The 25,934-nt window shown below is 50.7% G+C and carries 15 protein-coding genes; 3 read left to right on the forward strand and 12 right to left on the reverse strand.

Annotation, left to right across the window (positions count from 1 at the left end; genetic code table 11):
* Positions 1 to 88 precede the first annotated feature (88 nt).
* Both QQK89_RS29270 and QQK89_RS29275 read right to left on the reverse strand, forming a co-directional pair.
* On the reverse strand, positions 89 to 1,858 hold the full coding sequence (locus tag QQK89_RS29270; RefSeq protein ID WP_284242368.1) for a cache domain-containing sensor histidine kinase: 1,770 nt from the start codon (positions 1,856 to 1,858) through the stop codon (positions 89 to 91).
* Positions 1,859 to 1,885: 27 nt separating this feature from the next.
* Entirely contained in the window at positions 1,886 to 3,448 is a 1,563-nt protein-coding gene (locus QQK89_RS29275) for a response regulator (RefSeq protein WP_284242310.1), read from the reverse strand.
* Positions 3,449 to 3,703: 255 nt separating this feature from the next.
* On the opposite strand from QQK89_RS29275, the gene QQK89_RS29280 reads away from it, so the two are divergent.
* A complete protein-coding gene (locus tag QQK89_RS29280; RefSeq protein WP_284242311.1) occupies positions 3,704 to 4,612 on the forward strand; it encodes an AraC family transcriptional regulator in 909 nt (302 codons plus the stop codon).
* An 86-nt stretch (positions 4,613 to 4,698) separates the two neighbouring features.
* On the opposite strand, the gene QQK89_RS29285 is transcribed toward QQK89_RS29280, so the two are convergent.
* Complete coding sequence (locus QQK89_RS29285) at positions 4,699 to 5,391, reverse strand: GDSL-type esterase/lipase family protein (RefSeq protein ID WP_284242312.1); 693 nt, start codon at positions 5,389 to 5,391, stop codon at positions 4,699 to 4,701.
* 140 nt (positions 5,392 to 5,531) lie between these two features.
* On the opposite strand from QQK89_RS29285, the gene QQK89_RS29290 reads away from it, so the two are divergent.
* The gene (locus QQK89_RS29290) at positions 5,532 to 6,095 is read left to right on the forward strand and encodes a GNAT family N-acetyltransferase (protein ID WP_284242313.1); all 564 of its coding nucleotides are present in this window, start codon (positions 5,532 to 5,534) and stop codon (positions 6,093 to 6,095) included.
* A 66-nt stretch (positions 6,096 to 6,161) separates the two neighbouring features.
* Here QQK89_RS29290 and QQK89_RS29295 read toward each other — a convergent pair whose 3' ends face one another.
* Complete coding sequence (locus tag QQK89_RS29295; protein WP_284242315.1) at positions 6,162 to 6,836, reverse strand: TetR/AcrR family transcriptional regulator; 675 nt, start codon at positions 6,834 to 6,836, stop codon at positions 6,162 to 6,164.
* Between the two features lie 150 nt (positions 6,837 to 6,986).
* Between QQK89_RS29295 and QQK89_RS29300 the strand changes: the two genes are divergently transcribed.
* Positions 6,987 to 7,958: an aldo/keto reductase gene (locus tag QQK89_RS29300; protein WP_284242316.1), complete on the forward strand. Its 972-nt coding sequence runs from the start codon at positions 6,987 to 6,989 to the stop codon at positions 7,956 to 7,958.
* Between the two features lie 56 nt (positions 7,959 to 8,014).
* Here the strand turns inward: QQK89_RS29300 and QQK89_RS29305 are convergent, their stop codons facing one another.
* The 8 genes from QQK89_RS29305 to QQK89_RS29340 form a co-directional block, all read right to left on the reverse strand.
* Positions 8,015 to 10,669, reverse strand: coding sequence for a PA14 domain-containing protein (locus QQK89_RS29305; RefSeq protein ID WP_284242317.1), 2,655 nt, complete (start codon positions 10,667 to 10,669; stop codon positions 8,015 to 8,017).
* A 260-nt stretch (positions 10,670 to 10,929) separates the two neighbouring features.
* Complete coding sequence (locus QQK89_RS29310; RefSeq protein ID WP_284242318.1) at positions 10,930 to 15,438, reverse strand: S-layer homology domain-containing protein; 4,509 nt, start codon at positions 15,436 to 15,438, stop codon at positions 10,930 to 10,932.
* 23 nt (positions 15,439 to 15,461) lie between these two features.
* Positions 15,462 to 18,155, reverse strand: coding sequence for a carbohydrate binding domain-containing protein (locus tag QQK89_RS29315; RefSeq protein ID WP_284242319.1), 2,694 nt, complete (start codon positions 18,153 to 18,155; stop codon positions 15,462 to 15,464).
* A gap of 341 nt (positions 18,156 to 18,496) precedes the next feature.
* Positions 18,497 to 20,623 carry a glycoside hydrolase family 52 protein gene (locus tag QQK89_RS29320; protein WP_284242320.1) on the reverse strand — a complete coding sequence of 709 codons (2,127 nt, stop codon included), beginning with the start codon at positions 20,621 to 20,623 and terminating at the stop codon, positions 18,497 to 18,499.
* 141 nt (positions 20,624 to 20,764) lie between these two features.
* Positions 20,765 to 22,543, reverse strand: a complete 1,779-nt coding sequence (locus QQK89_RS29325; RefSeq protein WP_284242321.1) for an ABC transporter substrate-binding protein — start codon at positions 22,541 to 22,543, stop codon at positions 20,765 to 20,767.
* A 569-nt stretch (positions 22,544 to 23,112) separates the two neighbouring features.
* Positions 23,113 to 23,940: a sugar phosphate isomerase/epimerase family protein gene (locus tag QQK89_RS29330; protein WP_284242322.1), complete on the reverse strand. Its 828-nt coding sequence runs from the start codon at positions 23,938 to 23,940 to the stop codon at positions 23,113 to 23,115.
* The gene (locus tag QQK89_RS29335; protein WP_284242324.1) at positions 23,937 to 25,016 is read right to left on the reverse strand and encodes a Gfo/Idh/MocA family protein; all 1,080 of its coding nucleotides are present in this window, start codon (positions 25,014 to 25,016) and stop codon (positions 23,937 to 23,939) included. Before QQK89_RS29335 ends, QQK89_RS29330 begins: the two co-directional genes overlap by 4 nt.
* A 24-nt stretch (positions 25,017 to 25,040) precedes the next feature.
* The gene (locus tag QQK89_RS29340) at positions 25,041 to 25,931 is read right to left on the reverse strand and encodes a carbohydrate ABC transporter permease (RefSeq protein WP_284242325.1); all 891 of its coding nucleotides are present in this window, start codon (positions 25,929 to 25,931) and stop codon (positions 25,041 to 25,043) included.
* Positions 25,932 to 25,934: the final 3 nt, after the last annotated feature.

Raw genomic sequence — 25,934 nt, forward strand, 5'->3', positions numbered from 1 at the left:
TTTGGAATGCCTTCATCGTACAGGGAAATAAAGCGTTTTCGAAGGATTTTATCATAGAGAAACACTGCACATTTTATAGATGTTGCCTTTACGTTTGCGTCTCCAGCCGGTAAGCGGGAACCTCGAAGCTGAGCACCGTCTTTCTTCCCGGATCGCTTTCGATCCGAAGACCGGCTTCCGGGCCAAATACGGCTACAAGCCTCAGATGAACATTGAGCAGGCCGATTCTTTCCGACGTCTTCACGCTGGCGCTCTGAGCTAACCTATCTTTTATTTCGAGTATTCGTTCAGTCGTAAAGCCAGGGCCGTCGTCACAGACGGCAATCCTGATCCTCTCACTGGACTTAGTAACTTGCAAGGAAATTCGGCCTCCTTCGATTCGCCTCTCAATACTATGAACGATAGCGTTCTCGATTAAGGGCTGGAGCGTGAATTTGGGCAGCTGAAGCTGCTTCGCGTCTTCGTCGATCTGCATGTTGAATTGCAGCTTGTCGCGGAAACGGAGCTTGGAGACGCGGATATAGTGGCTTATGAAGTCGGCTTCTTGCGCGACCGTGTTCCACTCGCTGCGCCAATCCATGCTCTGGCGGAACAGACGGGAGAAGCTGGCCACGATATCCGCCGTTTCCGTGTCCCGTTTTTTCACCAAGGTCATTCGTATGGACTCCATCGTATTGAATAGAAAATGCGGATTGATTTGGCTTTGCAGCGCTCTCAGCTCCGCGCCTTGCTTCTCGATAACGAGCTGCTTGCGCTCGATATCCTGCTGGTACACTTCCGAGATCAACTCGTTAATGCGGTGGATCATATTGCGGAAGCTCCGGTTGAGCTCCCCAATCTCGTCTCCGGTATGATCGGGTTCGGGCGCGGCCATTCTGCCGTCCCTAATGGTTGCCATATGGCGGACAAGCAGCTTCAGCCGCCGTGACAGCCTTTCGGAGAAAATCATCGTGAGCAGCAATGAGATAAGCACGCAAATGAAGCAAACAAGCAGACTTTGACGTACAATGTCTCCGATGTTGGACAACACCGTGCCTGACGAGAATATCGCGACCAGCTTCCAGCCCGTAAACGGACTTCTGAGTTCCAGTGGGAGCGTCACGACCGTATTGCCGTCTTTCTTCGACTGGTTAAAGATAGGAGCGATACCGGGAATGCTGTCGAAGGCTTGGCCGATATAATCGCGGTTGGCATTTGCCGTCATCACGCGCCCCTCAGAATCAAGCAAATAAATATCCTTGTTGCCGGTCTCCATCTGGATATATTTATATAAGGTTGTTTCGGCAACGCTTAGCTGCAGCAGATGGGTATAGCTGGAGACACTGGAAAGCTGCCGTCCGATCACGATTTCCTGGCGGTTGTTCTGGTCATCCTTCTTGAGCCCCAGCAGAACATTGTCGCCTTTGCCTTTCATTAATTGTTGCGACCAATCCTCACGTTTGATCTCATTGCTTAGTTCCAGCAGGAAGGTTCGGTCTTTAATGGTGGAAGGATTATCGGAGAACAACACCATTTCCGTCTTGTTGTTGAGAATCGTAAGTCCCGAGGAATAGGTATCAAAGATGGTGCTGTAATCCTTCTGGTACTGCACGAATTCTTCTTCCGTCGCGTCTAGGCCTCTGTATTCCGTATCGAGATAATTCGTAAGGGAGCGGTCCAGCATCACGCGGTCTGAAAACTTGATAATATTAGTGATTTCATCCGATATATTCGCGCCGATCTGCTGCAGTCCGATTCGGTTAATGCGGTCGTTGTTCTGGAGCGTCACGCTTGTCAAGCTGCTGATCAGATAATAACCAAGCACAAGGATTGGAATGAGTACAACAAGCAAATACGACAGCAGCAGTTTTTTGCGCATCTTCACCCGCGTTTCTCCCCCCTCCCGTCATTTCATCAATGAACGTTTCCCAAGCTTATATTCGGCGAAGGAAATCCCCTCGTAACGCTTGAACTGGCGGTAGAAATGCTCGACGTTGTTGTAACCCGCCATCCTTATAAATTCCATAACCTTGCCCGGCTTTTGCAAAATCAAACGTTTCACTTCCGAGATGCGCACTTTATTCAAATAATCGTTAAAGGGCTCCCCCATCTTCTGTTTAAACAACTGCCCCAAATAGGCGGCATTCAAATAGAACTGTCCTGCCAAGCTTTTGAGCGACAATGGCTCCTGATAATGCTCGTGAATGTACGCCACAATCTGTTTAATCAACTCCGGTTCCTTCACGGCATCCGCATTAAGAATGCGGCCGCTCGTCTCAAAGGCGAGCTGAACAAGCCATTCCCTTAATCCATGGGGAAGATTCGCCCCCTCCGCCGGTAACTTCGCATAGTTATCGCCCATCTCCATGCCATGCTTTTGGCATAAGGTATGAAATTGCAGGACAATGCCGTACAGCAGGCTTCTAATTTCCGCTTTTGTTACAGCCTTTGGAACAATCTCGGTTATAAAGGTTGAGATATGGCCCGTAATGGCTGTTTTGTCCCCCGACTCCACCGCATCCATCAGTGCATGAATATCCCAAACAAGCTTCAACGCATTCAAGGAATCGGATTTAGGCTCGGATTCGACAAACAGCTTAACGGCATCTTGGCTGCCCTCCCAAGTTTCCAGCATTTGATTGGCCTCCTGTTTCCCCCCTGCGATAGCCTCAAGCGGATAAGAACGGCTGACGCCTATTCTCACATCCGTCTTGAAGATCGATTTCATGGCGGAGCGGACATGCCGAAGCTTGAGCATAACCTTGTCGAAATCGTCTGACTGAAGAATGACGCCTATTCTGCCGAACGAATCGTCATATACATAACCTATAGAGGCTTGTTCAATTAGTTCTTCCGCAATATTGTGCAGTCCGAATTTATATAAGGTTGCGTCTCCCGGTTTATTGCGATAAATGAGGTAATAATCGGCTATCTCCAACATCGCGATTCGAATAAGAGGCCTTAGACCGATCTGATAACGAGACTGCAAAACGCTTCTCCCCTGTTCAGACAGATGGCCGTTCGACAGATCGATCAGCATTTTGGCGCGCGCATTCCGATAGGTTTGCAAGTCTGCCGATAATTGGCTTTGCGTATGATCAAGCTGCCTTCTAATAGATGTAAGCGTTTCCTTAAGTTCGGTTACGTCTACGGGCTTGAGTAAATATTGGTTAACTCCATGTCTAAGGGCTTGCTTCGCGTAATTGAACTCATTATGACCGCTTAAAATAATGACCGCGGGCCTGCTCTCCCGCTCGCTGAATTGCCCGATCAACTCCAGACCGTCCATTTCCGGCATTCGAATATCGGTAATAACCAGATGGTAATGCTCGCGGGTCAATTTCTCCATAGCTTCAAACCCATTGCCGGCCGTATCTTTTATCGTAAATCCGTAATGCTCCCACTCAATCAGCATTTGCATGCCTTCCATCACCAAAGGCTCGTCGTCAACCAGCAATACGTTATACATCCTATCTCCTCCTATTGTTAAGGTAATAGAAAACCGCAACAGGCACAGATGTTGAAATTGCAGATAACATCTGTACAAATTATGGGTTACCTTCATCTTATCTGATCCCTATGTCCGGGCATGATGGACAGACAAACGAAAAATCCGACATTCTTATCCAGCAAGGTAAGAAGATCGGACGCAAAGTTTATGCTAGAATAGGCTGACTAGAGAAGAGCAGACCGGATTATCCCCTAAAGAGGTGAATGACCACGCATGGATTATTTCTACTTGTCCAGATTAGCTAGATTAGACGTAAAGTGGGTCTCTGAATTACAAGGAAACGAGCATTTGCGGCAATGGAAATCAAATCCGTTCCTTGAGCTCATCATGATAACGGAAGGTCCTGTTCATCTGCAGATTGGCGAGGAGCAGCTGACTTTAAACAGCGGAGAATGCTACCTTATGCGTTCCTGGGAACAACATAAGGGGTGGAAGCCGGTTGGCGATCATTGCGGATTCTACTGGGTACAGTTTCTTGCCGATCCCGCACCGGTCTATCAAGCAGGCGGCGTTTCGGATTCATCCGAGCAGCTGGTCCTTGCTAACAACCCGCATCCGGGCATGCAGGATCTTCGCATTACCGAATCCTCCGCTTCGGATTATTTGCTGCTGCCGCGAAGATTAAAAGCGGCCAAGCGCTACGAACTTTTGGGACTATTTGAACAACTATGCGACCGGTTTCGGGAACCGGAGGGCTATTACCGCTACCGCTGTTCCCTGCTGCTTGGCCAGATTTTGGGGTTAATCGCCGAGAATTGGATGGAGCAACTACCGATGCAGACCGACTCTTCCCCTAACTATTTGCTCTATCGAAAGCTGGTTAACCTGCTGGATGAAACGTACACCGGTGACGTCAGCAGTACCGCGCTTGAATCAGAGCTGCTGCATTCCTACGTGTATTTATGCCAAGTATTCAAGAAAAACGCGGGCATTACGATTGGGACATACGTGCAGCAGCTGCGCGTTCAGCGCGCAAAGCATTTACTGGCCAGCACGAACTTGTCTGTTGCCGACATCGCGAAGCAATGCGGTTTTGAGGATCCGTTCTATTTCTCCCGCATTTTTAAGAAGATAGAAGGTCTTGGACCAAGCGGCTACCGCTCAAGTACGTCTTCCACTTAGCCTGCAGTAAGCCGGGTATGCTACAAAGCGGGCATGCCATCTTGTATTGGCATGCCCGCTTTGTTGCTGATCCCATCACTTGGCTACTAGATTTCGATCCCTTGACGGGATAAATCGTTCTTCAGCGTTTGGGCCATCCTATTATAGCCGAGAACATGGGGATGAAGTCCGTCAACCGTCAAGCCGTCAAGCAGCGTCATGCCATCTTGGCCAACAAGCTCGGAGTGATAGTCTACGAATAGATGGCTTTGGCGCTGGGCCAAAGCTTGCAGCCTGCCGTTTATTCGGACGATCATCTCGTTGCGCGGGGCATTCGTTCGGTTGCCCGGTATATTCGTCGGCAATAGCGAACATAGAATCAGCTTTTGCCCATGCTCATCCGCCATTTGAACGATCGCTTCAATATTTTTCCCAATTAGCTGCTCGACTTCTTGCGGCGTATTGCCCGCCGCTCCCTCATCATCCAGCACCCAGGTATCATTAATGCCAATCATGATAACCGCGTAGGCTGGCCTCAGTTGGATCACATCCGCTATAAATCTTCGTTTCGCAAACTCGGTCTTGTCTCCGGCGATTCCGCGGTTAATGACAATGCGGGACGTCCCTCCGAAAAAAGCCTGCAACTCCCAGCAATGGGTTATGGAATCGCCAACAAATACGAAATCGACTGACAGCTTGTTATTAACGATAACATCGTTTTTCGCGTCAAATTCAAGCCTGCGCGCATCCGCCGCAGCGTGAACCGTGAACAGGCCGGGACGAACGATTGGACTATGCATAGGTAGACAGCTCCTTTTTAACGCTTTCTCCCTAGAATAGCCGAGCTTGATCATCGCATGAAATGTAATAGTTACAGGATCTTACTGTAATATTTATGGTATAATGCTTCATTATTGTTAACGACATGGAGGTTGCCAGCATGAGTTTTCAACATCATTTTACAACGTTCCCTGTCATAGAAACGGAGCGGCTTATTCTCAGAGCGTTTGCCCAAGAGGATTCAACGGATGCGGATGCTTTGTTTGAAATGCTGTCTGACGCCGAGAGCGCCAAGTATTTCGGAAACACGCCCATGAACTCGAGGGAACAAGCCGTTCAATTAATCGGCAGAGGCCAGCACAGATTTGAAGCGATGGAAATGATCCGCTGGGCGATTACGCTTAAGGATCAAGGCACGGTTATTGGCATGGTTATAGCAAGAGATTTCGAGCTTGATGCAGCAGGCGATTTGGAATACATCATCCTGCCGGACTATTGGGGAAAAGGCTATATGACCGAAGCTCTTCAAGCGGTTATTGCCTACGGATTCGATATCCTGGAGCTGAAGCGTCTGCAAGCAAAAGTCATGCCCGAGAATTTCGTTTCCCTTGCCGTATTGCGTAAATTGCGCTTCCAACAGGAAGGATTGCTGCGGCAATATCCTTTTGGACGATGGATTACGGATACGCTTATGTTCTCTCTTCTTGATTCGGAGTGGAAATAAACCCTCTGGAACGCCAAAAAGAACGATTTCAACAATCGTTCTTTTTGTTTGCTTTTTAACGCCATTTCAGAACAAATCGCGGGTTATTTTCTTCGCCAGGAATTCGCATTTGGCCGCCATGGCCGCATCATCCGGCAGGTGCTGGAACTCCGGCTTGAATAGCTGCTGCTTCTTCAACTTATAATATTCAAGCAGTACTTCTTCCAGCGACATCTGGTAGCTCATCAGGAACTTTACGTCCATCATCGCTCTTACGAGTACATGCTCCTGAAGGAATAACAAATTCTCGTTAAACGCATTGTAGATTCCTTTGCTTTTCCCTTCGAGATGAATCGCACGAATCTTCTCTTCCCGCTTCTTCATCGCATCGGTTAACCGAATGTGCAGATCCGGATATACCGCCTGCAGTTCATTCATGAACCCGTCGGAAATATAAGCCGCAATCAGGATCGACTGCTCCAGGAGTTGTTGAAATACGGTTCCATAAGAGTCCACCGTTCTAGCAGGATCAACGTCAAACTCTTCGATGAAATCGACGAGCACATCAACCGCGCTCCCCATAACCTCTTCCTTGGATGCAAAATATTTATACATCGTTGCCTTGCTGACATCCATATACTTGCAGATAGTTTCCATTCGAAGCGCCTGAAAACCATTCTTTCGAACGATGGGGATTACTTTTGCCACAAGTTTGCTTCTCATTTCCGCATGCGGATCTTTGATCTCTTCCTTTGGGGTCATGCCGGATGCCTCCTTCAATAGCCCTATTATACAAAAAAACGAAGTTAATGAACACACTAAACGTTTTTTACGTTTTTCGTTTACTTCGAACGAATCCTGTGGTATTCTGTTCACCGTAATCGAATTTATTTCGAAGGAGCGAATTAAAAGATGAAAACAAGACAACTTGGCAACAGCGATCTGACCGTATCTTCAATCGGACTTGGCATGATGGGAATGTCCTCCGGCATTTATGGTCTGACGAATGATCAAGAATCGATAAACGTTATACACCGCGCTTTGGAATTGGGCGTAACGCTATTGGATACAGCCGATGCTTACGGCAACGGGCACAACGAAGAGCTTCTCGGACAAGCATTGAAGGGACGCCGCGATCAAGCGGTCGTTGCGACCAAATTCACTTTTGGACCCAACTGGGAATTCCGCGGAGGCCATCCCGATTACGTCAAGCAAGCGATCGACGAGAGCCTCAAGCGGCTTGGCCTCGATTATATCGACTTATACTACCAGCATCGAGTAGATCCAAACGTGCCGATCGAAGAAACCGTTGGCGCAATGGCCGATTTGGTGAAGGCCGGCAAGGTCCGGTATTTGGGCTTGTCCGAGGCAGGCGCGGGAACGATCCGCAGAGCGCATGCCGTCCATCCGATCTCCGCGCTACAAACCGAATATTCGCTGTGGAGCCGGGAGATCGAGGATGAAATTCTGCCCGTCGTGCGCGAGCTTGGCATCACTCACGTTGCTTACAGCCCGCTCAGCCGCGGCATTATTTCCGGTGAAATCCGCAGCTTCTCCGACTTTGCCGAGGATGATATCCGCAAATACATGCCGCGGTATCAAGGCGACAACTTCCAGAGAAATCTGGATGTCCTTGAAGAGATTAAGAAGATTGCGGCCGAAAAGAACTGCACGCTTTCGCAGCTTGCGTTGGCATGGACCATTGCAAACGGAGCCCTTCCGATCCCGGGGACTAAACGCCTTCCATACTTGGAGGAAAATGCCGGAGCCGCCGCGATCGAATTGACCGCGGATGAACTGGCTCGCATTGAAGCCGTCAGCCCGAAAAATATCGCCCACGGCCAGCGCATGAACGAATCTGGCATGCAGGCCGTAAACCTGTAAGCTAATAGATATACGAAAGACCAAGTCAGCTCTAGGCTGCTTGGTCTTTTTCATTTTTACTGCGTATAAAGTTGCGAGGAAGGAATGATTTGCTTCGACTGCGTTGCGCTGGACCAGCTCAGCTTCGCGGATGCGCCGCCGGTTTTCTCATAATAATCCACGCGAATGCTGTACTTCTGTCCGGACTGAAGGGAGATGGTTCCGCTCCACTCCGTCGCCGGCTGGTCGATCCATTTGTCGATAATGAGCTGATCGTTCACCCATACCCGGACACCGTCGTCCGAACTGGTGTAGAACGTGTATGTCTCGCTGTATCTCGGCTGTACAAATCCAGTCCAGCGAGCCAGGAAGTTGTCGGTGTTCATGCCGGATACCGGCGCGCCTTCGCCCCAGTCGAAATCAATGTTTTCGGTCCGATTCGCTACCCATTGCTCGAAGTTAAGTCCGTTCCAGTAGGTGCCGTTTAATCCCGTTCCGCTGCCTACGCCGGAATCTCCCGAAGGCGGATTGGTGCCGCTAGGCGCTCCGTATACGAAGCTATTCCCTTTAAATCCAACGTATACCTTGCCGAATACGTCCTTGTCTCCGTCAATTGCCGAGACATTGTCGTAAATGCCTTTTGGATAGGTTGCAATCTTGCTCCAATTCGCTCCTTCGTCCGTGGAACGCCATACGCCGTAATCCCCTTCTACCTTGCCTGCGAGATAGATAGCCGGATAACCGCCCGTTGTTGCTGCCTTGCCGAATCCGATAGAAGTCGCATCCTTGACGGCGCTGATCTCCGTCCAAGTCGTACCGCCGTCAATGGAGTGATACAGGGAATAAGAAGCTTGATCAAGCTGGCCGAAGGTCAGGAACAGGTGACCCGCTTTACCCGGTACCGCTTTGATTTGCATATTGAACCAGCCTACCGCCCAGCCTTTTGGAAGAGTTGTATTTACAAGACTCCAGGACTGGCCGCCATTTGTCGTACGGTACAAACCTTTGTCATTGTGATACAAGTAGAAAGTGTGGTCGTTAACGGTATCGGCCGCTAGCGCATGACGGTTCAAATAGTAGGCAAAATGCGATCCGCCTACGTACTGTCCGTTATCATACGAACTCTCCGTACCAGGCAAAATAATCGGATTCCAGGATTGGCCGCGGTTTGTCGTGTAATACGGCGTCCGGTTGCTGGTCGGCAGGTAAACGATATTGTTCGTGTCCGAAGCCGCTACGGCAATATCTCCGAAATGCATGTCTGTCGGTACCGAAGCGAACGGCGTCCAAGTCTGGCCTCCGTCGGTCGAATAACCGCTTGGGAAGGCTTGTCCGTCGCTCTCGCAGCAGAAGCGGTGATCCGAGATGCTGGCTACCAGGAAGTTCGGGTTATTGTACGAATAGTCCAGGTCCCATGCCGAATTAAATCTCGAGCTTGGCTGGTGCTGCGAAGGATATTGATCATTGTTAGCATGATAGAATAACGGACGGTCCCAGAATGCCGTTACCGGCTTGCCGCCTTGCGGCACGACGATATCGTTGGACACCATCTCCTCGATGCCCGCGCTAAGCGAAGTCCAAGTTAATTGACTGTCGTTGATATCCGTAGAAGTCCATACGCCAATGCCTTGCGCGAACCAAAGCTTATCGGGCACTACAGGGTCAAAAGCGACGTTGCCGACCGACATCCAGCCTTCGTCCGTCCAAGAAAGCCATGGCACGTCGCCCGAACCCGTAACCCTATTCTTGTCGAGCTGCGTCCATTGTCCGCCGCCGTTTGTGGTCCGGTATGGGGTGCCTCCGCCGTTAAACGCCAATATTTTGTTCGGATTGCTTGGGGAGACCGCAATACTCCAAATATCCGTATTCGTATTGATCTGCGACCAACTTCCCCCCGCATATTTCCATACCCCGCCGCCCGATACGTACAAGGCGCCGGAGACGATCTCCATGTCGGTATAGTTGCCGTTGTCCGCAGGCCAGGAGCCCGTAATTTTGTACCAGCTGTTCCCGCCGTTATCCGTCCGGTAAATGCCTTTGCCATAGACCGATGCATAGACCGTCTTCGTGCGCGTAACGCCGCCGTCGCTTACCGTGCCGCTTCCGGCATCGATCGCCACGTCTTGCACGCCATGCACGTTTTCGCCGGTACTTGGAATGCCCGCATCCGCCGACCAGTTGCTGCCTCCATTCCGAGTCACATATAAACCGTTGCCTATGGTACCGTAATAAACCACATTCTCGTTGGACGGATCAACCGCGAGCCGTTCGCCTGTCGTTCGGGCGTCGCCATTCGCGTTGTTGTCAAGTCCAGAGACATTTGTCTTGCTCCAAGTGTCGCCTTTGTTGCCGCTTTTGTAGACGCTGTCCCCAAACGCCATGTATGCCGCGTTGGCATTGCTTGGTGCCGACACAAGGCTGACAACCCCTTTATGTCCGCCAGGCGATTCGTCCGGCATGCTGTTTGCGGTTACGACTTGAATCCAGCCCGTCTTGGCATCGTTAAGGCGATAACCCCCTCCCACGTCGGTGCGGGCATACACCACGTTGCCGCTAGGATGGATATCGATTCCCGTAACAAAGCCTCCTCCTCCGGTTTTTAATTGCTGCCAATCGTAAGATGCCGAGATATCGCTTGTAGCCGCCTCGGCGGTCGCAGGCTTGAATGATAGAATGGAGATTTGCGCAAGCAGCGCAACGACCGCTATTATGGCGGTGCCTTTCTTGAACATAACCAGTTCCTCCTCGTAATTGAGAGATTAATCTTCATGTGGCATGCATAAGTCGAATCTATGTCATCCGCTCGCGGGTCTTCCCGGGTGTAGACCGTCATGGCGGTAATTTTAGAATCCGGTTTAGCTTCGCACGGCTGTATAAGAGCGCTTTCACATAGTTGGACGATCACCTCAAAAGCTCTTAATCGGAATGGAAGGTGAGGCGAATAGGCGTTGTACGCCTATTCGCCCTTCTCTTCCGCTTGATGAGTGGACAATTAGTTAGCTGCTTGCAAGATGCGATAGATTACTACGGCTGCTTCGGCGCGCGTTGCGCTTCCGCCCGGCTTAAAGCTGCCATCGCCGTATCCGTTTAACAATCCCGCTCCGCTTAATTGATGGATAGCCTCCTTAGCGTAGGAAGATATGGAAGTTTCGTCGATATATCCGGCTGCCGGGCTGTTAATGGCAGGCTTCAGACCAAACACGCCGGCTGCCTTCCAGATCATTGCGGCCATCTCTTCGCGGGTAATCATGCGATTAGGGCCAAATGTTCCGTCACCGGAGCCTTTTACGATTCCGAGCTTCTCCGCGGAAGCCACTTCTTGCTCATACCAGGCACCGAGTTTCACATCCGTAAAGGACGGTACGGCATTCGGCTGACGCAAATCAAAGGTTCGGACTAGCATGGAGATAAACTCGGCTCGCGTCACTTTATTCTGAGGGGCGAAATGTCCCTCTTCTACGCCTTTTACAATTTGCCTTGCGGCCAGTCCGGCGATAGCCTCTTGCGCCCATTTCACCTTCTCCAGATCGGTAAAGGATGAAGCTGCTGCCGTAATGGCATATTGGCTGAAATGCGGCGGGTAGAAAACAAGTTTGCCGGATGTTTCGTCGTAATGGGAGTTTTTAACCGGCTCCAGCTTGCCGTTCTCGCCGACATAAGAAGCAATAACCGCGCTTGGCTGTTGACCGGCTTGCAAGCTATAAGGGATTTCCACCTTCACGGGATGGTAACCGCTGAAGCTATGCACGGCCGTTCCGTCAACCGACAGATTAAATTCATAGACAAGCTGACCTGTGCTGCCTGATGCCGCCAGCTTGCCGACATGCAGCTTGATGGTCCGATCATCGGCATTAAGCCCGGCTATTGCCTCCGTCGATAACGTCATCGTATACAATGGCGTTACGATTCGAATCTGGTTGATCCCTTGCTTCTTGGCCTCCAATACCGATCCGGCCGGAATCTCCAGATCTAACGCGTCGTAGCTTCCAGACGATGCAGAGGTCTCAACGGTAATGAAATCCTGTTTGTCTTTAAGAGCGCCTTGGATAGCTTGGCTTAACGATTTCGCTTGCAGGCTCAAGGCTGCATTTGTCCCTTTTACGCTCGGAACCGCTTGAACCGTTCCGCCGCTAACTTTAGGATCATTAGCCGTTGCCGATGTACCGGGAACGGAAGGCGTTACCGGATCCGCCGTTAAAGTTTGGATTTGGACCGGTCCAAGCGCATCCGACGCGCTGCCTACTCCGTCCACCGCAACAACGCGATAGGAATATTCCGTATCCTTCTTAAGCCCTGTAACTGTAAACTGGCGAACAGCGTTGCCATTAACGGTAGCAATTGGAGCCGCGATCCCGTCTTGATAAACTTCATAACGCGATACGCCGAACTCGTCTGCAGCGTTTGCCCAATACAGCTTCACGCTTGTTGCTCCGCGGTCCGTGTAATAAAGCTTCGCGGTCTTCGGCCAAGTAGGAGCCTTCGTATCCGGGATTGTCGAGATCGCAGGCTGGCTGGCCGATTGGCCGTTATCCCAGACGTACACCTTCAGGATATGGCCGTCCACGCTTGCCGGCAGCTTTAATTCGGCGCCAAGAACAGCCTTGCCGCTTCCTTTCAAACTTGCCGTAGTCTTGACCAGCTTAACGGGCTTCGCTTGACCGTCTTCGAGCGCAGCGACCAAATTCACTTGCTGCGCAATGCCGGTATTGTTCTGTACAGAAGTCTCGACCTTGACGGTCTGGCCGCCGACTAAGGAGCTAAGCAGTTGGCCGGAGCCGTTCTTGTAGCTAATGTTCGTTACCTCCGTTAGATTGCGAACGCTGAAATCCTGCGGAGACGAATATTGCTCTCTTCCTTGACTATCCGTTGCTTTGGCAACCACGTAATAGTCTCCGGGCTTATCGGCGTCAAGCTGAAGAGAATAAGGTGCTGTCGTATCCTCGCCCAGCTTCCGGTCTCCGTCAAAGAATTCTACCTTAGCGATCGAACTGCCGGTTGCCGCCGTTGCTTCGGCTTGAATGGCAACGTTTGCTCCCACCCCGTAAACCCGTCCGGATTGAACCGCATTGGGCAGTTCCTGATCCGAGTGAATGTCCGAGACGTTCACTTCCGGCAGTCCGGAAGGCTGACCGTACACGAAACCACGGCCTTCGAGCGACAGGTATACGCGATCCTTGTAGCGCATGTCGGCTTCAATGCTGTTCGTTCCGCCGTAGGAATGGCGGTCATCCGAAATTTTGAGCCAGCTCTTCGCATTGTCTTTGGATACATACACGCCTGATATACGATCACCGTTCGCCAGACCATACAAGTAAATATAAGGCTGGTCAGGACTGTCGCCTTTGCCGAAAGCCACGTCTACGGCTGCCTGAACGTTAGGCACCTCGGCAAAGTTCGAGACCGTTGCATCCGTAGAACGGTACAGCTTCGAAAATTCGCCTGCATGGTCATCGCCGAAATCGCCTTGCTTGGAAGCTAGGAATACGTCGCCTTCCTTAGCCGGGTTCACTTTGACCTTCACGAATGGAAGAGCCGCAAAGTTTACCTTATGCTCGGGATTGGACGCGGTGTAATCCTCGTTGCCTTGCGCTTCATAGCCGGTATACGTCTTCTTCCACGTTTTGCCGCCGTCTTCGCTCATATAGAATTGGGCGATCTTCGAATCCTTTTCCGTGAACATATAAAATTTGCTGCCGTTCACTTTATCGGATGCCAGATTCTGCGTAGAGCTCCACCAGTAGCTGTTGCGCTCATACAGATGGCCAAATGTCTGGCTTTCAATGCCAATCGAGTCTTTCCACGTTTTGCCGCCGTCTTCGCTGTATTTCATGTAACCGTTATACGGCGACCAGATCAAGCTGCTTGGCGTTGTCGAAGACATGGCAATCATTCCGCCAGTAGTCTCGAGGTCCGAAGGTGTGGCGGATTCCTCCCAAGTGCGCCCGCCGTCATGCGTTGTGCCGTAGAAATTGAACGGCGCGCCGTTCCAGAGCGCGAACTGATGATAGCCCATATAAGCCATCTCGCTTGGATTCTGGTAGCTGTAATCCAGCCCCGACATTTGGGTCAAATTAATGCCCCACATCGGCGGGCCGTCGTATTTCTGGCCCATTAACCTCGTATCCGGCACCGTATTCCGGTCCCGTACCGAGAATCCGGCAGAGTCCGCCGAACCGACATGCACGTCGTAGCCTCCGGCAAGAGGAGGTACTTTGGCGATGTAGCCTACCAATTCTTCAACCCCGTGCATGTTGGCATCGGCAACTGGCGTATTCGTATTAATGCCGCGGATCTTCAAGATGCCAAATCCCGTTGAAGTCCAAGCCGTCGTTGGGTCCAGCGGATCGACAACAAGCGGCGCGCGCTCATGGTTCGACCACCATTCCGGATAATACTCCGGCTCTGTCCCTTTCTGCTCTTGCTTCAGTGTCCAGGTCAAGCCCGCATCCGAGCTGACATACATCCACGCGTTGCCCGCATTGGAATCACCGGCTTGCGCGTAGATCAGCGAAGCATTGGACGGATCGATATCGACGCCCACAACCGTCTTTTGCTCGATTTCTTCATGGTCATTGGAATCAAACACCTTGGCAAGTGCCGAATCCGAGCGTTCCGCGCGAAGAATAGTCTGTCCGCTTGTTACAAGCAAGGTACCGTTTGCATTCACCGCGGCGCGGAAAAAATGATTGGAATCGCTTCCCGTCGGACCGCCGAGCTTCGTAAAGCTTGCGCCGCCGTTAGTCGTTTTGTAGACCCCGTCATCGTAGACACCGACATAGAAAATCTTGGTATCGCCCGATGCCGTCGTACCCGAATTTTTATCAAAGGCAACAAACGAAAATCCGCCGCAGCCCGCTTTGTCCTGGCAGGTTGGCGTATTTGGCAGCCCGCCGGTCAGCTTGGACCATGCGTTGTTCCCCTTCTTCGACCACAATCCGTCGCCGCGCGAAGCGAAATAAACGCTTCCGGCACGGTTCGGGTCAACCGCCAGCCGCTCGCCCGTCTCCGAACGGAGCGCATCGTTGCCTCCCATGTAAATATCGTTTGTTCCCATGCCCGTAGCTGCCCAAGTCTCGCCGCGATTATGGGAAACGTATATTTCCCCGCCTTCGCCGCTAGCGCCATTAACGGCCATATACACATCATCCGCGGCACCCGGATCAATCGCTATGCTCTCCACGGAATAGCCATGGCGATTATCCAGGCTAAGCCAGTCCGATAACGGCTCCCAGCGGTCATCATCGCGAACATAACGGTACACGCCGCCAACGTCCGTCTTCGCATACATCAGATAAGGAGCTGTCTTCTGCGCGACAATACCGGTTACCCAGCCCATGCCCTGCAGATTCACGCTATTCCAATCCCATGGCTGCTCGTTATCTGCGGTAGGCGAGTCTATGACAGGCGATGCTTGGACGCTTGGCGTTCCGACAAAACCTATCCCCTGCAAGAGCAATACGGCCGCAAACACGGCGCTCAGCCACTTCTTGTTTCTTCTCATGGTCTAACCCTCCATTCTTTCCGTTAAGACAGATCAGCTGCGACTACCGGCGAATAGGCAGATGATTGCTCAGGTTTTAAAGCATAAGCATAAATGCGGTATCCGGTTGCTTCCCCCGGAACGATAAATCCTGCATGAATTACGGACAATTCGGAAGCGGAGGCTTCCATGCGGACTGTCGAGCGATCCACCACCTCGCCTGAAGGATCCCGCAGCTCAATGACATAAACCGTGTCCAGCTTCATGAATGACTCGTTCGCAAATTGCACGGACACATCCTTATAATTGACCCCCGCATAAGGAAGCTCCGCCGTGCCATCGGTTGTCTTAATCCAATCTACCGCAACGTAATCAGCCGGTTTCGGCAACGAAACGACCGCATCGGAGGTAAGGAGCTGAACCTGATCCAGGTAACCGGTCCAATCAGACGATGAATCACCGTTAACTGTCCAAGTTATTACCGTATTCTGCGGAGCAGCGGCCGAGGGTCCGGGAGTAAAGGTCACTTCATATTGACCAGGTTCGGTTGTCGTCTCAATCGCTTTTGTTTTGATTAAATCTTCGCCGTCGTTTCCTGCAATGCTCACGTTAACATCTGCCGGGCTGGAGCCTCTCAGGGTAAAACGCAGCGTATAGCTTTGACCGATATCAACATCGGCTCCGTCAAGCTTTACTACCGCCGGTCCTTTGCCTGCTTCGATCGCTATTTTTCCGCGCCCGTAAGCATTGGCTAATTCTGCCCCGCTTCCCGATACGGACCAATGGTCCAAACCGCTGGAGAAGTCGCCATTCTCGACATGATTATTCACGAAAGGCAACGGCTGCATCCGAACGTTGTCGACGTAGGTCGTGGTAGTGGTTGACCAGAAAATATGGCCGATAGACAAACGGTCGATCTTGTCCACGTCGCCGAGGAAAGGAATATCTTGCTGCTTCAGCTCGCCGTTTAAGTAAATATCATAGGTATGCGTAGGGACATGAACGATCAGTTTGTAGTCGCGCCATTCGTTTGGATTGAAATCCCCATCCACAATGCGGTGTCCCGGCACTTCTACACTGGCAAAGTTCTGGCCTACCATATTGAACCGCAAGCCCCATCCCTCAACAAGCGACAACGCATCTTGATCGGATGTGCTGTCCCAGAGCCGAACGATGGATACGGCGCTTTGATCCGTATTTTTCATGCGGTATTCAAATGTGAAGTTTCCGCTTTGCGGGTCAAACGATTTCGTAAGACCGTTAGGGGAGTTTTGCAAATCATGCTTCAGCTTCAGCAGCTTGCCGCCATCCTGGGAAATTACCTTATAAGAGCCTTCGTCAGGATTCGTGCCGTTTGTGGTCCACCCTTCCGGCAGTCCGCCATCCTCTGTAGTCTCGAAGTTCTCGTTAATGGTGGCGGGCTGAACAAGCCTAAAATGCACAATATAGCGATCCGAGCCTTCGCTATCGGATACGGTAATATCCGCTTGTCCAGGCAAACCTTGCGCTTGTTCAATCGTTACCTGATTCCCGTCTTGCGCCGTTGCCGTGACTGCCGGAACGGCCGTCGTGCCAACAGCTAGATCGTAATAGTAAGTGTGAGTTGCGGGATCAAAATCTGGAATAGCCGTATCGTCCACTTTAAGTCCGGTTAACGTTCGCGGAACAGCAGGCGTTTCTGGTTCTTCTCCCGTATCCCCGCCTGTCACTTCGCTTAGAGTGAAATCGTCCAGGTTAACCTGATCCGCGCCTTCGCTCCAGATCGATACGAATTGCGTACCCCATTCCTCCACCATGTCCGCCGGCGTCTCAAATGTGATTTCCTTGTAAGTAAACGCCGTGTCGCTTGGCCCAAACTGGAAGGAGCCGTAAGTCTTGGAGGAATCATCACCTGGTTTCTTATAGTTAATCATGACCGTAGCGGTTTGCGTTCCCGTACCGGTACCCGCCGTTTTGCCCCATACGCCAAGCTTATAGGTCTTTCCTGACTGAAGGGTAACGACTTGACGGCCTCCGTTGTTCAGCATCACTTGGAGACTCGCATTCCCCGTGTGCGCGGCATCGCCTGAAGCCGTAAAGCCTTCTCCCCAAGCCTGCCAATTCGTTAATCCGTCTTCCATCCCCGGGTTAAGCAACAGTGTATTGACTGGAGGCTGTGGCGAAGAGCCTGCGCCGCCATCTCCATCTCCGGGATTTTCTCCTCCGGGCGTCCCTCCCGAAGTCGGACGGATGGAGACTTGTTTCAAGGAAAACGCCGTCATATTGCCGCCAAATGGAATTTGCAGCGTTGCGCTATCCAAATCTTCGGACGGCGTAAAGGTCACGGAGTAATGGTGCTCCTCCCCAAGCGTCAAGGTCTGCTGTGACAGGACAATGTTGTTGCCGCCATTTACGCTTGCCCTGAGCCATATTTCGATTCCCCGTTCTTCCGGCGCCTTGGCGTCGAAGGAAAACGTATATTCCACGTCTTTGGCAAGCGCGCCCGTTGTTTGTCCTAACGATTGCGCCCACATGTCATCCTGAATCAAAGGCGTGAAGGTTGCCCAACCGTCTGCCGTTTCAAACGAGGTTTTCCCCGTATCCAGCCACCAATCCGCAAGCCCCTGCGAGAAATCGCCGTTATGGACCACTTCTCCGGTTCCTTCTGCCAAGGCCTTATTGGAAACGCTTCCTAAACTTTGAACAAATAGTACGGCCGTTACGACTAGCATAAATAATCTTTTCCTGCGTCTTGACACGTGTATCTCCCCCTTCCATTTCCAAAAAAACATTCATTTTGTAAGCGGTTGCAAGATGATGCGATTATCCGGCGACTCCTCCCCTTTTATTGGATATTTCCTTTCGTGTAAGAGTGTATATGATCCGGCCGAAAATTGGAGTGGGAGAAGAGAATGATCAGGGTAGGAAGGAATGATGGGAACGGTTAATAGAAAGGCTGAATGTCCGGTCTCTAGTTCACCGAAACAGCGATCCTTCCCCCTACGGTAATCTCAATGTCTTACCTGCCTTAAAGCTCGGGCAGAAGGAAAGGCGCCTCCGATGGCCGAAGGCGCCTTTTCTCATCCCTAATTCTTATTCTTTATTTCTTGTTTCTCTCGTCCAGCCATAAAATCGAGGTTACGCCCCGCGGATAATACCGGCTTCCTTTTACGATGCCTTCATGGGTCTGGTCGCTCCATGCCCAATAAGCATTTTGCGGATCCTTGAGCCAGGATACGTGGGCATGGTCAGCCGCGGTTTGCTGCTCCGGTTGAATAACGCCGAGTACTTCTCTGGCAACATACTGGTTCAAATAAATTTTGCTGGACCAGGAATTTATGCTCGTGGACGATAACTGCCAGCCGCCATCGGCGAAGAGGCATACGCCAGGAACAAGAATGTTCTCCAAGTGCTTCTTCAAAACCTTCAAGTAAGTTCCATACGGGCTTTCTTTGCCGTAAACATCAAGCAAGCCTGCTGCATGCGGATAGACCAGACCTTCAATGGCAGGAATGATTCGGGATACGCTCTCTCCATCCAATATGGCTGGAATCGTACCATCTTTCTCCACACCTGAAGCTACGGTTGACGCGCAGCGGGACGCCTGTTCGGCTGCAAGTCCGGCAAGCTCCGCTTCTCCTTCCTCTTCAAACCGGTGAGCCAGCATAACATAAACCGCCCAGCATTTGCTCGCAATGTAGATATTCCGGCGGGATTGTCCAAGCGAGACGTCCAAGCTGTCGTAGGTCGTAATTTCCGCGCCGCCGTTCGTCCGGCTGCTCTCCAGATCCATCAGGCCGTCTCTTTGTTCAGCCTGATGATGGTCGCGGTTCAGCATGCTGGTGAAACAGTTCTTGATAAGCGGCATTTTGCTATCCTGCCAAGCACGATCCTGCGTCTTCTCCGCATAAATCAGCGCGCATAACAGCCAATTCGTCAGCTGCTCCTGCGTCATGTACGAGAAGCAATCCTCGATCTCCGAAATTTCATAGGCGGAATATTGCGGTCTGGAAAAGACGTTAGCGACCCCCATGTCATGCGTAAAGCTGATGCCGCCTTCATGTTTGCCAGAACTGCCGTATTCTTGAACTTCATCCGTATAGCTATAGCGCTCCGCGAATAAATCCAGCACGTTGCGAACCGTCCAAGGGTTCATTTTCATCTCGAAAAATAATTGGTCCACGGTCAAATCAAGAGTATTGATCATGCGATATTCGCCTTCGTTGACGATCCATACCGGCTTTCCCTGTACATCGAGCAATTCCGTGCTGCCGTAATAGCTGTGAACGGAATGGCGAATCAGGAACTTCTGATCCTCCGAGAGACCAACCGCATTCATTTCCTCTTCTAATCGGCCGGAAGCGGCATCTACCGTATCGAATTGCTCTAAAGCATAACAAGCGACCGATTCTATCGAATCAAACAGCTTCGAATAGTAATAGGAACCTTGAAGCCCGGAAGTTACGATGCCAGCCTGATAGAAGCAAACGGCATATCGGACCGTTACCTTCTCGCCTGCCGGCACTTCTGTCAATAAGGCTCCGCATGATCCGAGGCCAAACGTATGGTGGGCTTTCGAACGGGGCTTCAGAATGCTCTCCATATCGAATCCAAGTGAGGAATATGTCTCCTTATTCTCGGTCACGATTGCGGTCCGCAGCCCTTGTCCAACTCCGGTATATCCCGTAGTCATGGTATCGTCAAGCCTTCTCATATTGGAATACGGATCATTGCCTTGATAACCGAAGAATAATGTTCTGGTCTTGTCTCCGCTCGTATTATCCAGAGTCAATTCCGCCCACACCGCCGGCACCAAAGCCGCTTTAAGATCTTCCGCCGCGGCCTGCTCCGGGTCGGGTACCGCCTGAATTTGCGTCAATATGCGGAAGCTCAAGTCTCCGGCGCGCCATTCATCCGTTGCGGCTTTGTACTCCCGCGTAATCGCGTCTAAAGGGAATGCTCTAAGAATGGTAGATTCCGCTTCAGCCTCTCCCCCGGATTGGACGTAACGTTGTCTTTCGTTATCGCTCCCCGCGTAAAACGGAAGCAGTTCATAATAGCCGCCGTCCCGGCTGGAGCAGCCAATATATATATTCTGGTCAGCCGGTTTGCCCAGCTCGAGACCAAATCCTCCGTTTGCACCCGGATAGCCTAACGTAAAGCTGGCAAATGCGCCGATCGGGGAATGCTGTGCATTAAAGAAGATCGATTCATGATTAGATTTCATTGTAATTCCACCTTCATTTATTTATGGTAATCTCTCCTATTATAATGAGGAACGGATTCCTTCAGAGAGGGACAACTGATTGCGCAAGGTAGCAAAAAAAGACGCAAACCGGGGAACCCGGCTTGCGTCTTCTTAACAATCTTATTTTCTCTTATCCACTTCGGCTTGAACCTCTTGCGTAATTTTGTCGCCGCCTTGCGCTTTCCATTGCGATACGAACGTATCAAACGAATCAATCGGCTGCGAACCAAGAATTATTTTCAGGTATGCTTGCTTCTGGAGCGACTGCAGATCCGCCCATGATTTCGTCATCGTCTCGGTTTGGCCGCCATACACATTAGGCGTCACAACGATATTGCTCTCGTTGTCGGTTACAACCTTCATCGCATTGTTGTAAGCGAGGTAGCCAATGCGGTTGGCAATCGCCGTATTCAGTTCTTCATCGGTAGGTTTGCCCTTCACCACATTCTCCAGCGGATTGCTGATCTCAGCTTGAAGCTGCTTCAGACCATCCACTTCCGTTGCGAGAAGAATGCTTTCGTCGGCTTTGCCTGCCAGAATGTCGTTGTATTTCTTCTGTTGGTTATAAATCAGTGCAGGGTCATTAACGCTCAGATCAACGTATTGCGCATGCGCCGCTACGGATACCGTGCCTGCTTTTTGATACTCTTCGCTCATCGGAACCAGCTCAGGAATCGTTTTGTCCTGGAATTCGGTCGAGAGGTTGATCAATTGGATAAGAAGCTCTGGATGCGCAAAGCCTTTTTTCACAACCATGTAACCGCCTGGGCTAGGGTTCGAGCCAACGTTCAGCTTGCCGTCGGATGTCAACAGCGCATATGCCTTCCAATCCGCATTAGGATTGTTGTGAATGGTATTGCCAAGCGGATAATACGGAGCATACCAAGCTTCAAACACCATGCCCGCACGGCCGGAGCTTACGTCTTCCGTTGTTTTGCCGCCGTCTTTCAGACCGTATTCTTTGTCCAGCGAACCTTCTTTGTACATGTCGCGCAATACGGCAAGAGCCGCTTTTGCTTCCGGTTGAATACCGCCGTATTTCACGGTACCGTCCTCGCTTTGTTCCCAAGTAGCAGGGAATGCGTTCATCGCCCAATAGATCGAATCAAGCGTATGCAAATCGAATTGCGTGCTGTACATGCTGTTGCTCTGCGCCACAAGTCCTAACGTATCGTTCTTGCCGTTGCCGTCCGGATCTTGGGTTGTGAACGCTTTCGAGATGGTGCGGATATCATCAATGGTCTTAGGTTCTGGCAGGTTAAGCTTCTTGCGCCAATCTTCGCGCACCCATACGAGCATCGGCTGTTCTTTTTCCATGCCGTAAGGGATAGCCATCATTTTGCCGCCGAAGTTAACGGTGTCAAAGGCATATTTATTAGCCGCATAACGGTCGTTGACCTTTTGAGAAGCGTATTTCTCGAAGTAAGGCGTCAGATCTTCAATCATATCGCCCTGTACCAATGTATTTAACATGCTAACCGTTGTTTGCCCTTCAAGCGGGAAAATATCCGGAATCCGGTTGCTCGCAATATCGAGCGACAACTTCTTCGCATATTGATCGCCATCGGAAGGGGCTGTCCATTCCAACTTGCCTTTGATGTTCAAGGTTTTCTCAACATAATCTTGGAACGCGTTTTTCTCATAACTTTGTCCCGCCGGGAACTTTGGATCCTGGTTGATGCTTTTGACAGCCGTGTAATTCACGACGTCTTTGTAAGGCGCCATCGGATCAAAGGCTACATCAGGACTTGCACTTGCATCTGCATTGGCGCTTGCCGTTGCACCTGTGTTGTTTGAATTCTTTGTAGCGCTTTCATTTGAGTTATTCGAGCAGGCTACCATGGAGAACATCAAGCAAGATGCAAAAACGACGGATAATGCTTTTTTGCTGCGCTTCATTTCTTATTTCCCCCTTAACAAGTGTCTTTCAAACAAGTTCATTGTACCAACCCGTAGGGAAATAGCCGTCAGACTACTGGACGCAGCTTGGTAGAGAAAAGGCGGATGTTTTTTTGTAAATGTAAGCATTTTCATTCATTTTTCCACCCACATCGCTCAAAATTCCAACAACTTAAGTCCTACTTAGATTATCGGGAAAAAACGACAGCCGTCAACAAAAAAATGAGGTATCCCATAAGTCATGAAAATGACGGATGGGTACCTCCTTTTTTTATCTAAGTTAAACAGCTGCCTGCGCATTAAATGTTCTTCCGATCGCCATTGCTCAGGGATTCCTTGAATTAACATTTCAGAGGTAGGAATTCCTTTACAAAAGCGAACGCTTCAAAGCTTTCTGAAAGAAAGCTACTTCGTAAGCATGAGCTTCGCTTCTCCAGAATCATTTAATGCTCCGTCTGCCCTTCACTTGTTCAAGAAAAATGTTCAAACAGAAAGAATGTTTATGTGTCTGGCTGCTAGAAACTGTATTTATAGCTGTTAAACTCTTTAATTGCTAATGCGAACCGTCTTCACAATGAGCGATCACCTTTTGGGATGGCCCCATCGCTCAGCAATCTTCTAACATAGATTAAGCTCTTCATCACTTCATCGGACGGATCATGATCCATCGGCTCATGCTCGATGGTCAACGCGCCTTGATAGTTAATGGCTTTCAGTTGACGAATGACGTCCGCGAGCGGAACGATGCCTTGTCCAAGCTCGCAAGAATCATGTGCTCCCACTGCCGCTACATCCTTCAGATGAACGTGTACAAGATGATCCTTCAGCTCCAATACCGCTTTAACCGGATCATATCCTTGCGTAGCGAACCAGCCTGTATCGAGCGTTGAGCCTATCCAAGGCGCGAAGCCTTCGATCTGGCTTAAGACTTCCTGCGCGTTTCTCTCAGGATGGTTCTCAATGCCGTATTTGATGCCGAACTGCTTGCCCAGTTCATAGATGGCCGGGGCATTCGAAGCATGAAAGCCGTTCGCGAGTACCGGCGCGCCGATGGCTTTGGCCGTTTCATATACTTTCTTGATTTCTTCCTTGCCCGTATGCGGCGTGCGGAAGGAAGGCGTATAGGATACGACTTCCAGCTCATAACGCTCCAATAGCTCCACCGCCGTTTGAAGCATTTCCGGCGTAGCCTGAAGAGGATCCAGATGGGCAACCCATAATTCCAACGCGTCAAATCCCAGCTGCTTGATCCGGTTCAACAGTTGCTCAAACTCATAAGCGAAGGAGCTGCCGTGGAACTTGCGGAAAGTCTCTTCCTGATAGGCTCCCCATTCCAAGCCCGGTCGATATTGCAGGGCTTCAGCCACATAATTGGCTGTCATAAACGCCAGCTTCATCCCTCTACTCCTCCCAGGTCTACCAGAGCAAGCTTGCCTTCACGCGCCGATTCATAAATCGCTTCAATAATAGCCATGTTTACGAAACCGCTGTAAGCATTCGTTATTGGCTCTGCATTCTGCTGAATGCAATCGGTAAAATGGCGGATCATGAGCGAACGCGGGTCTTCCGCGCCTGGCGAAGTCGTGATGTCGATATCGCCCGTGCGGTTGAATTGTTCCAGAAGGAATTTGCCTGAATCGCCTTGAATGGCCGCTCCTCCCTCCGATCCCATCAGATGCAGGAACGAACCGTTATTTTCGGCGACCGTGTGAGCGGCCCAGCTCACTTCCAGCTGCAAAGTTGCGCCGTTATCGAACCGGATCATTGCGGAAGCCAAATCCTCAACGTCAAAGCTTCCGTTCCAGTTAGGCGTTCCCCAGGTTCCGATTCCTTTCTTCTTCTCGCCAAACTCCGAGTAAGCAGCCGCGAAGACGGAAACCGGTTTGGGATTGCCCATCAAATAGATAGCCAGATCCAGCATATGAACGCCAACGTCGATAAGCGGTCCGCCGCCCGACATCTTCTGCTGAGTGAACCAGGAGCCCCAGCCCGGAATGTTTTTTCTGCGGAACCAGCCGGTTTTGGCGTAATAGATCTGACCAAGAGTTCCTTTTGCCGACTGTTCCTTAACGGCCATTGAAGCCGCATCCCAGCGCAATTGATGCGGGATCATGACCACTTTGCCGGATTCTTTCTGCGCTTTCACGATATTTCTGGCGCTTGCCAAATCAATGGCAAGCGGCTTCTCAATCAGGACATGCTTTCCTTCATGCAATGCTTGGATGACCAAAGCTTCATGAAAGAGATTAGGAACGGCGATAACAACCGCGTCGATCTGCTTGTCTTGCAGCAACGCGTCAATGCTCTCGTGAACGGTTGCTATTCGATATTGCTCCGCGACCAGACGGGCTGCCGCGAGCTGCACGTCCGCAATAGCCGCAACCTCTGTATCCGGTTGCTGCTGGAAGTAAGAAGCGTGGACTTTGCCGATGGTTCCGGCTCCAATGATGCCTACGCGTATTTTATGATTCACCTTGCATTCTCCTCTATCGTTCGTCTACTCTTTGACGGAACCCATCATAATGCCATGAATGAAGTAGCGTTGCAGGAACGGATAAATCGCGATAATCGGAACAAGCGACAGTATAATTTTTGCCGAATTAAGCGTCTTGTTGGAGACAAGGCTTGCTTCAATAATTTCTTGGCTTGTCATGCGCGACGGGTCAATCTGGATAAAGATGGACTGCAAATACGTTTGCAGCGGCATCATTCCGGGGTCGCGGATGAAGAGCAAACCATTCAAATATTCGTTCCATGTCCCTACGATGGTGAACAGGGAAACGGTTGCAAGCACCGGCATCGAGAGCGGAAGGAATATACGAAACAGCATCTGCCAAGGGTTCGCCCCGTCTATGCCCGCCGATTCTTCCAGCTCCTTCGGAATGCTTCTGAAGAAGTTGATAACAAGAATTGTGTTGTACACATTGACTATTCCAGGCAGAACAAGCGCAGCCATTTTGTCAAACAACCCTAAATCGTTGACGATCATGTAGAAAGGAACAAGACCACCGCTGAATAACATACAGAAGATAAGAAGCCACATAAACGGGTTCCGCAGCGGGAATTGTCTTGTATCGCGCGATAACGGGAACGCGAGCAACAACGTGACAAGGAAACTGCCGGCCGTTGTATAGACAACCCGTTCAACCGATACCCATGCCGCTTTGAAGAACGCGGCATCCTTGAAGATGCTTACATAAGATTGGAACGTAATGTCCCGTGGAAAGATGGAGACCAGCCCCGCCTCTGCCTTGGCTTGCGCACTAAGCGAGACGGATAACGTATGAAGCATGGGTGCAATGGATAGCAGCATGATGATCAGCATAAGCAGATAAACCATATAATCAAATGCCGATTTAGATTTCTTCTTCCGAATGGAAGCTATCATTCG

It is taken from the genome of Paenibacillus glycanilyticus (genome assembly GCF_030161375.1).
Classification (GTDB): Bacteria; Bacillota; Bacilli; order Paenibacillales; family Paenibacillaceae; genus Pristimantibacillus; species Pristimantibacillus glycanilyticus_B.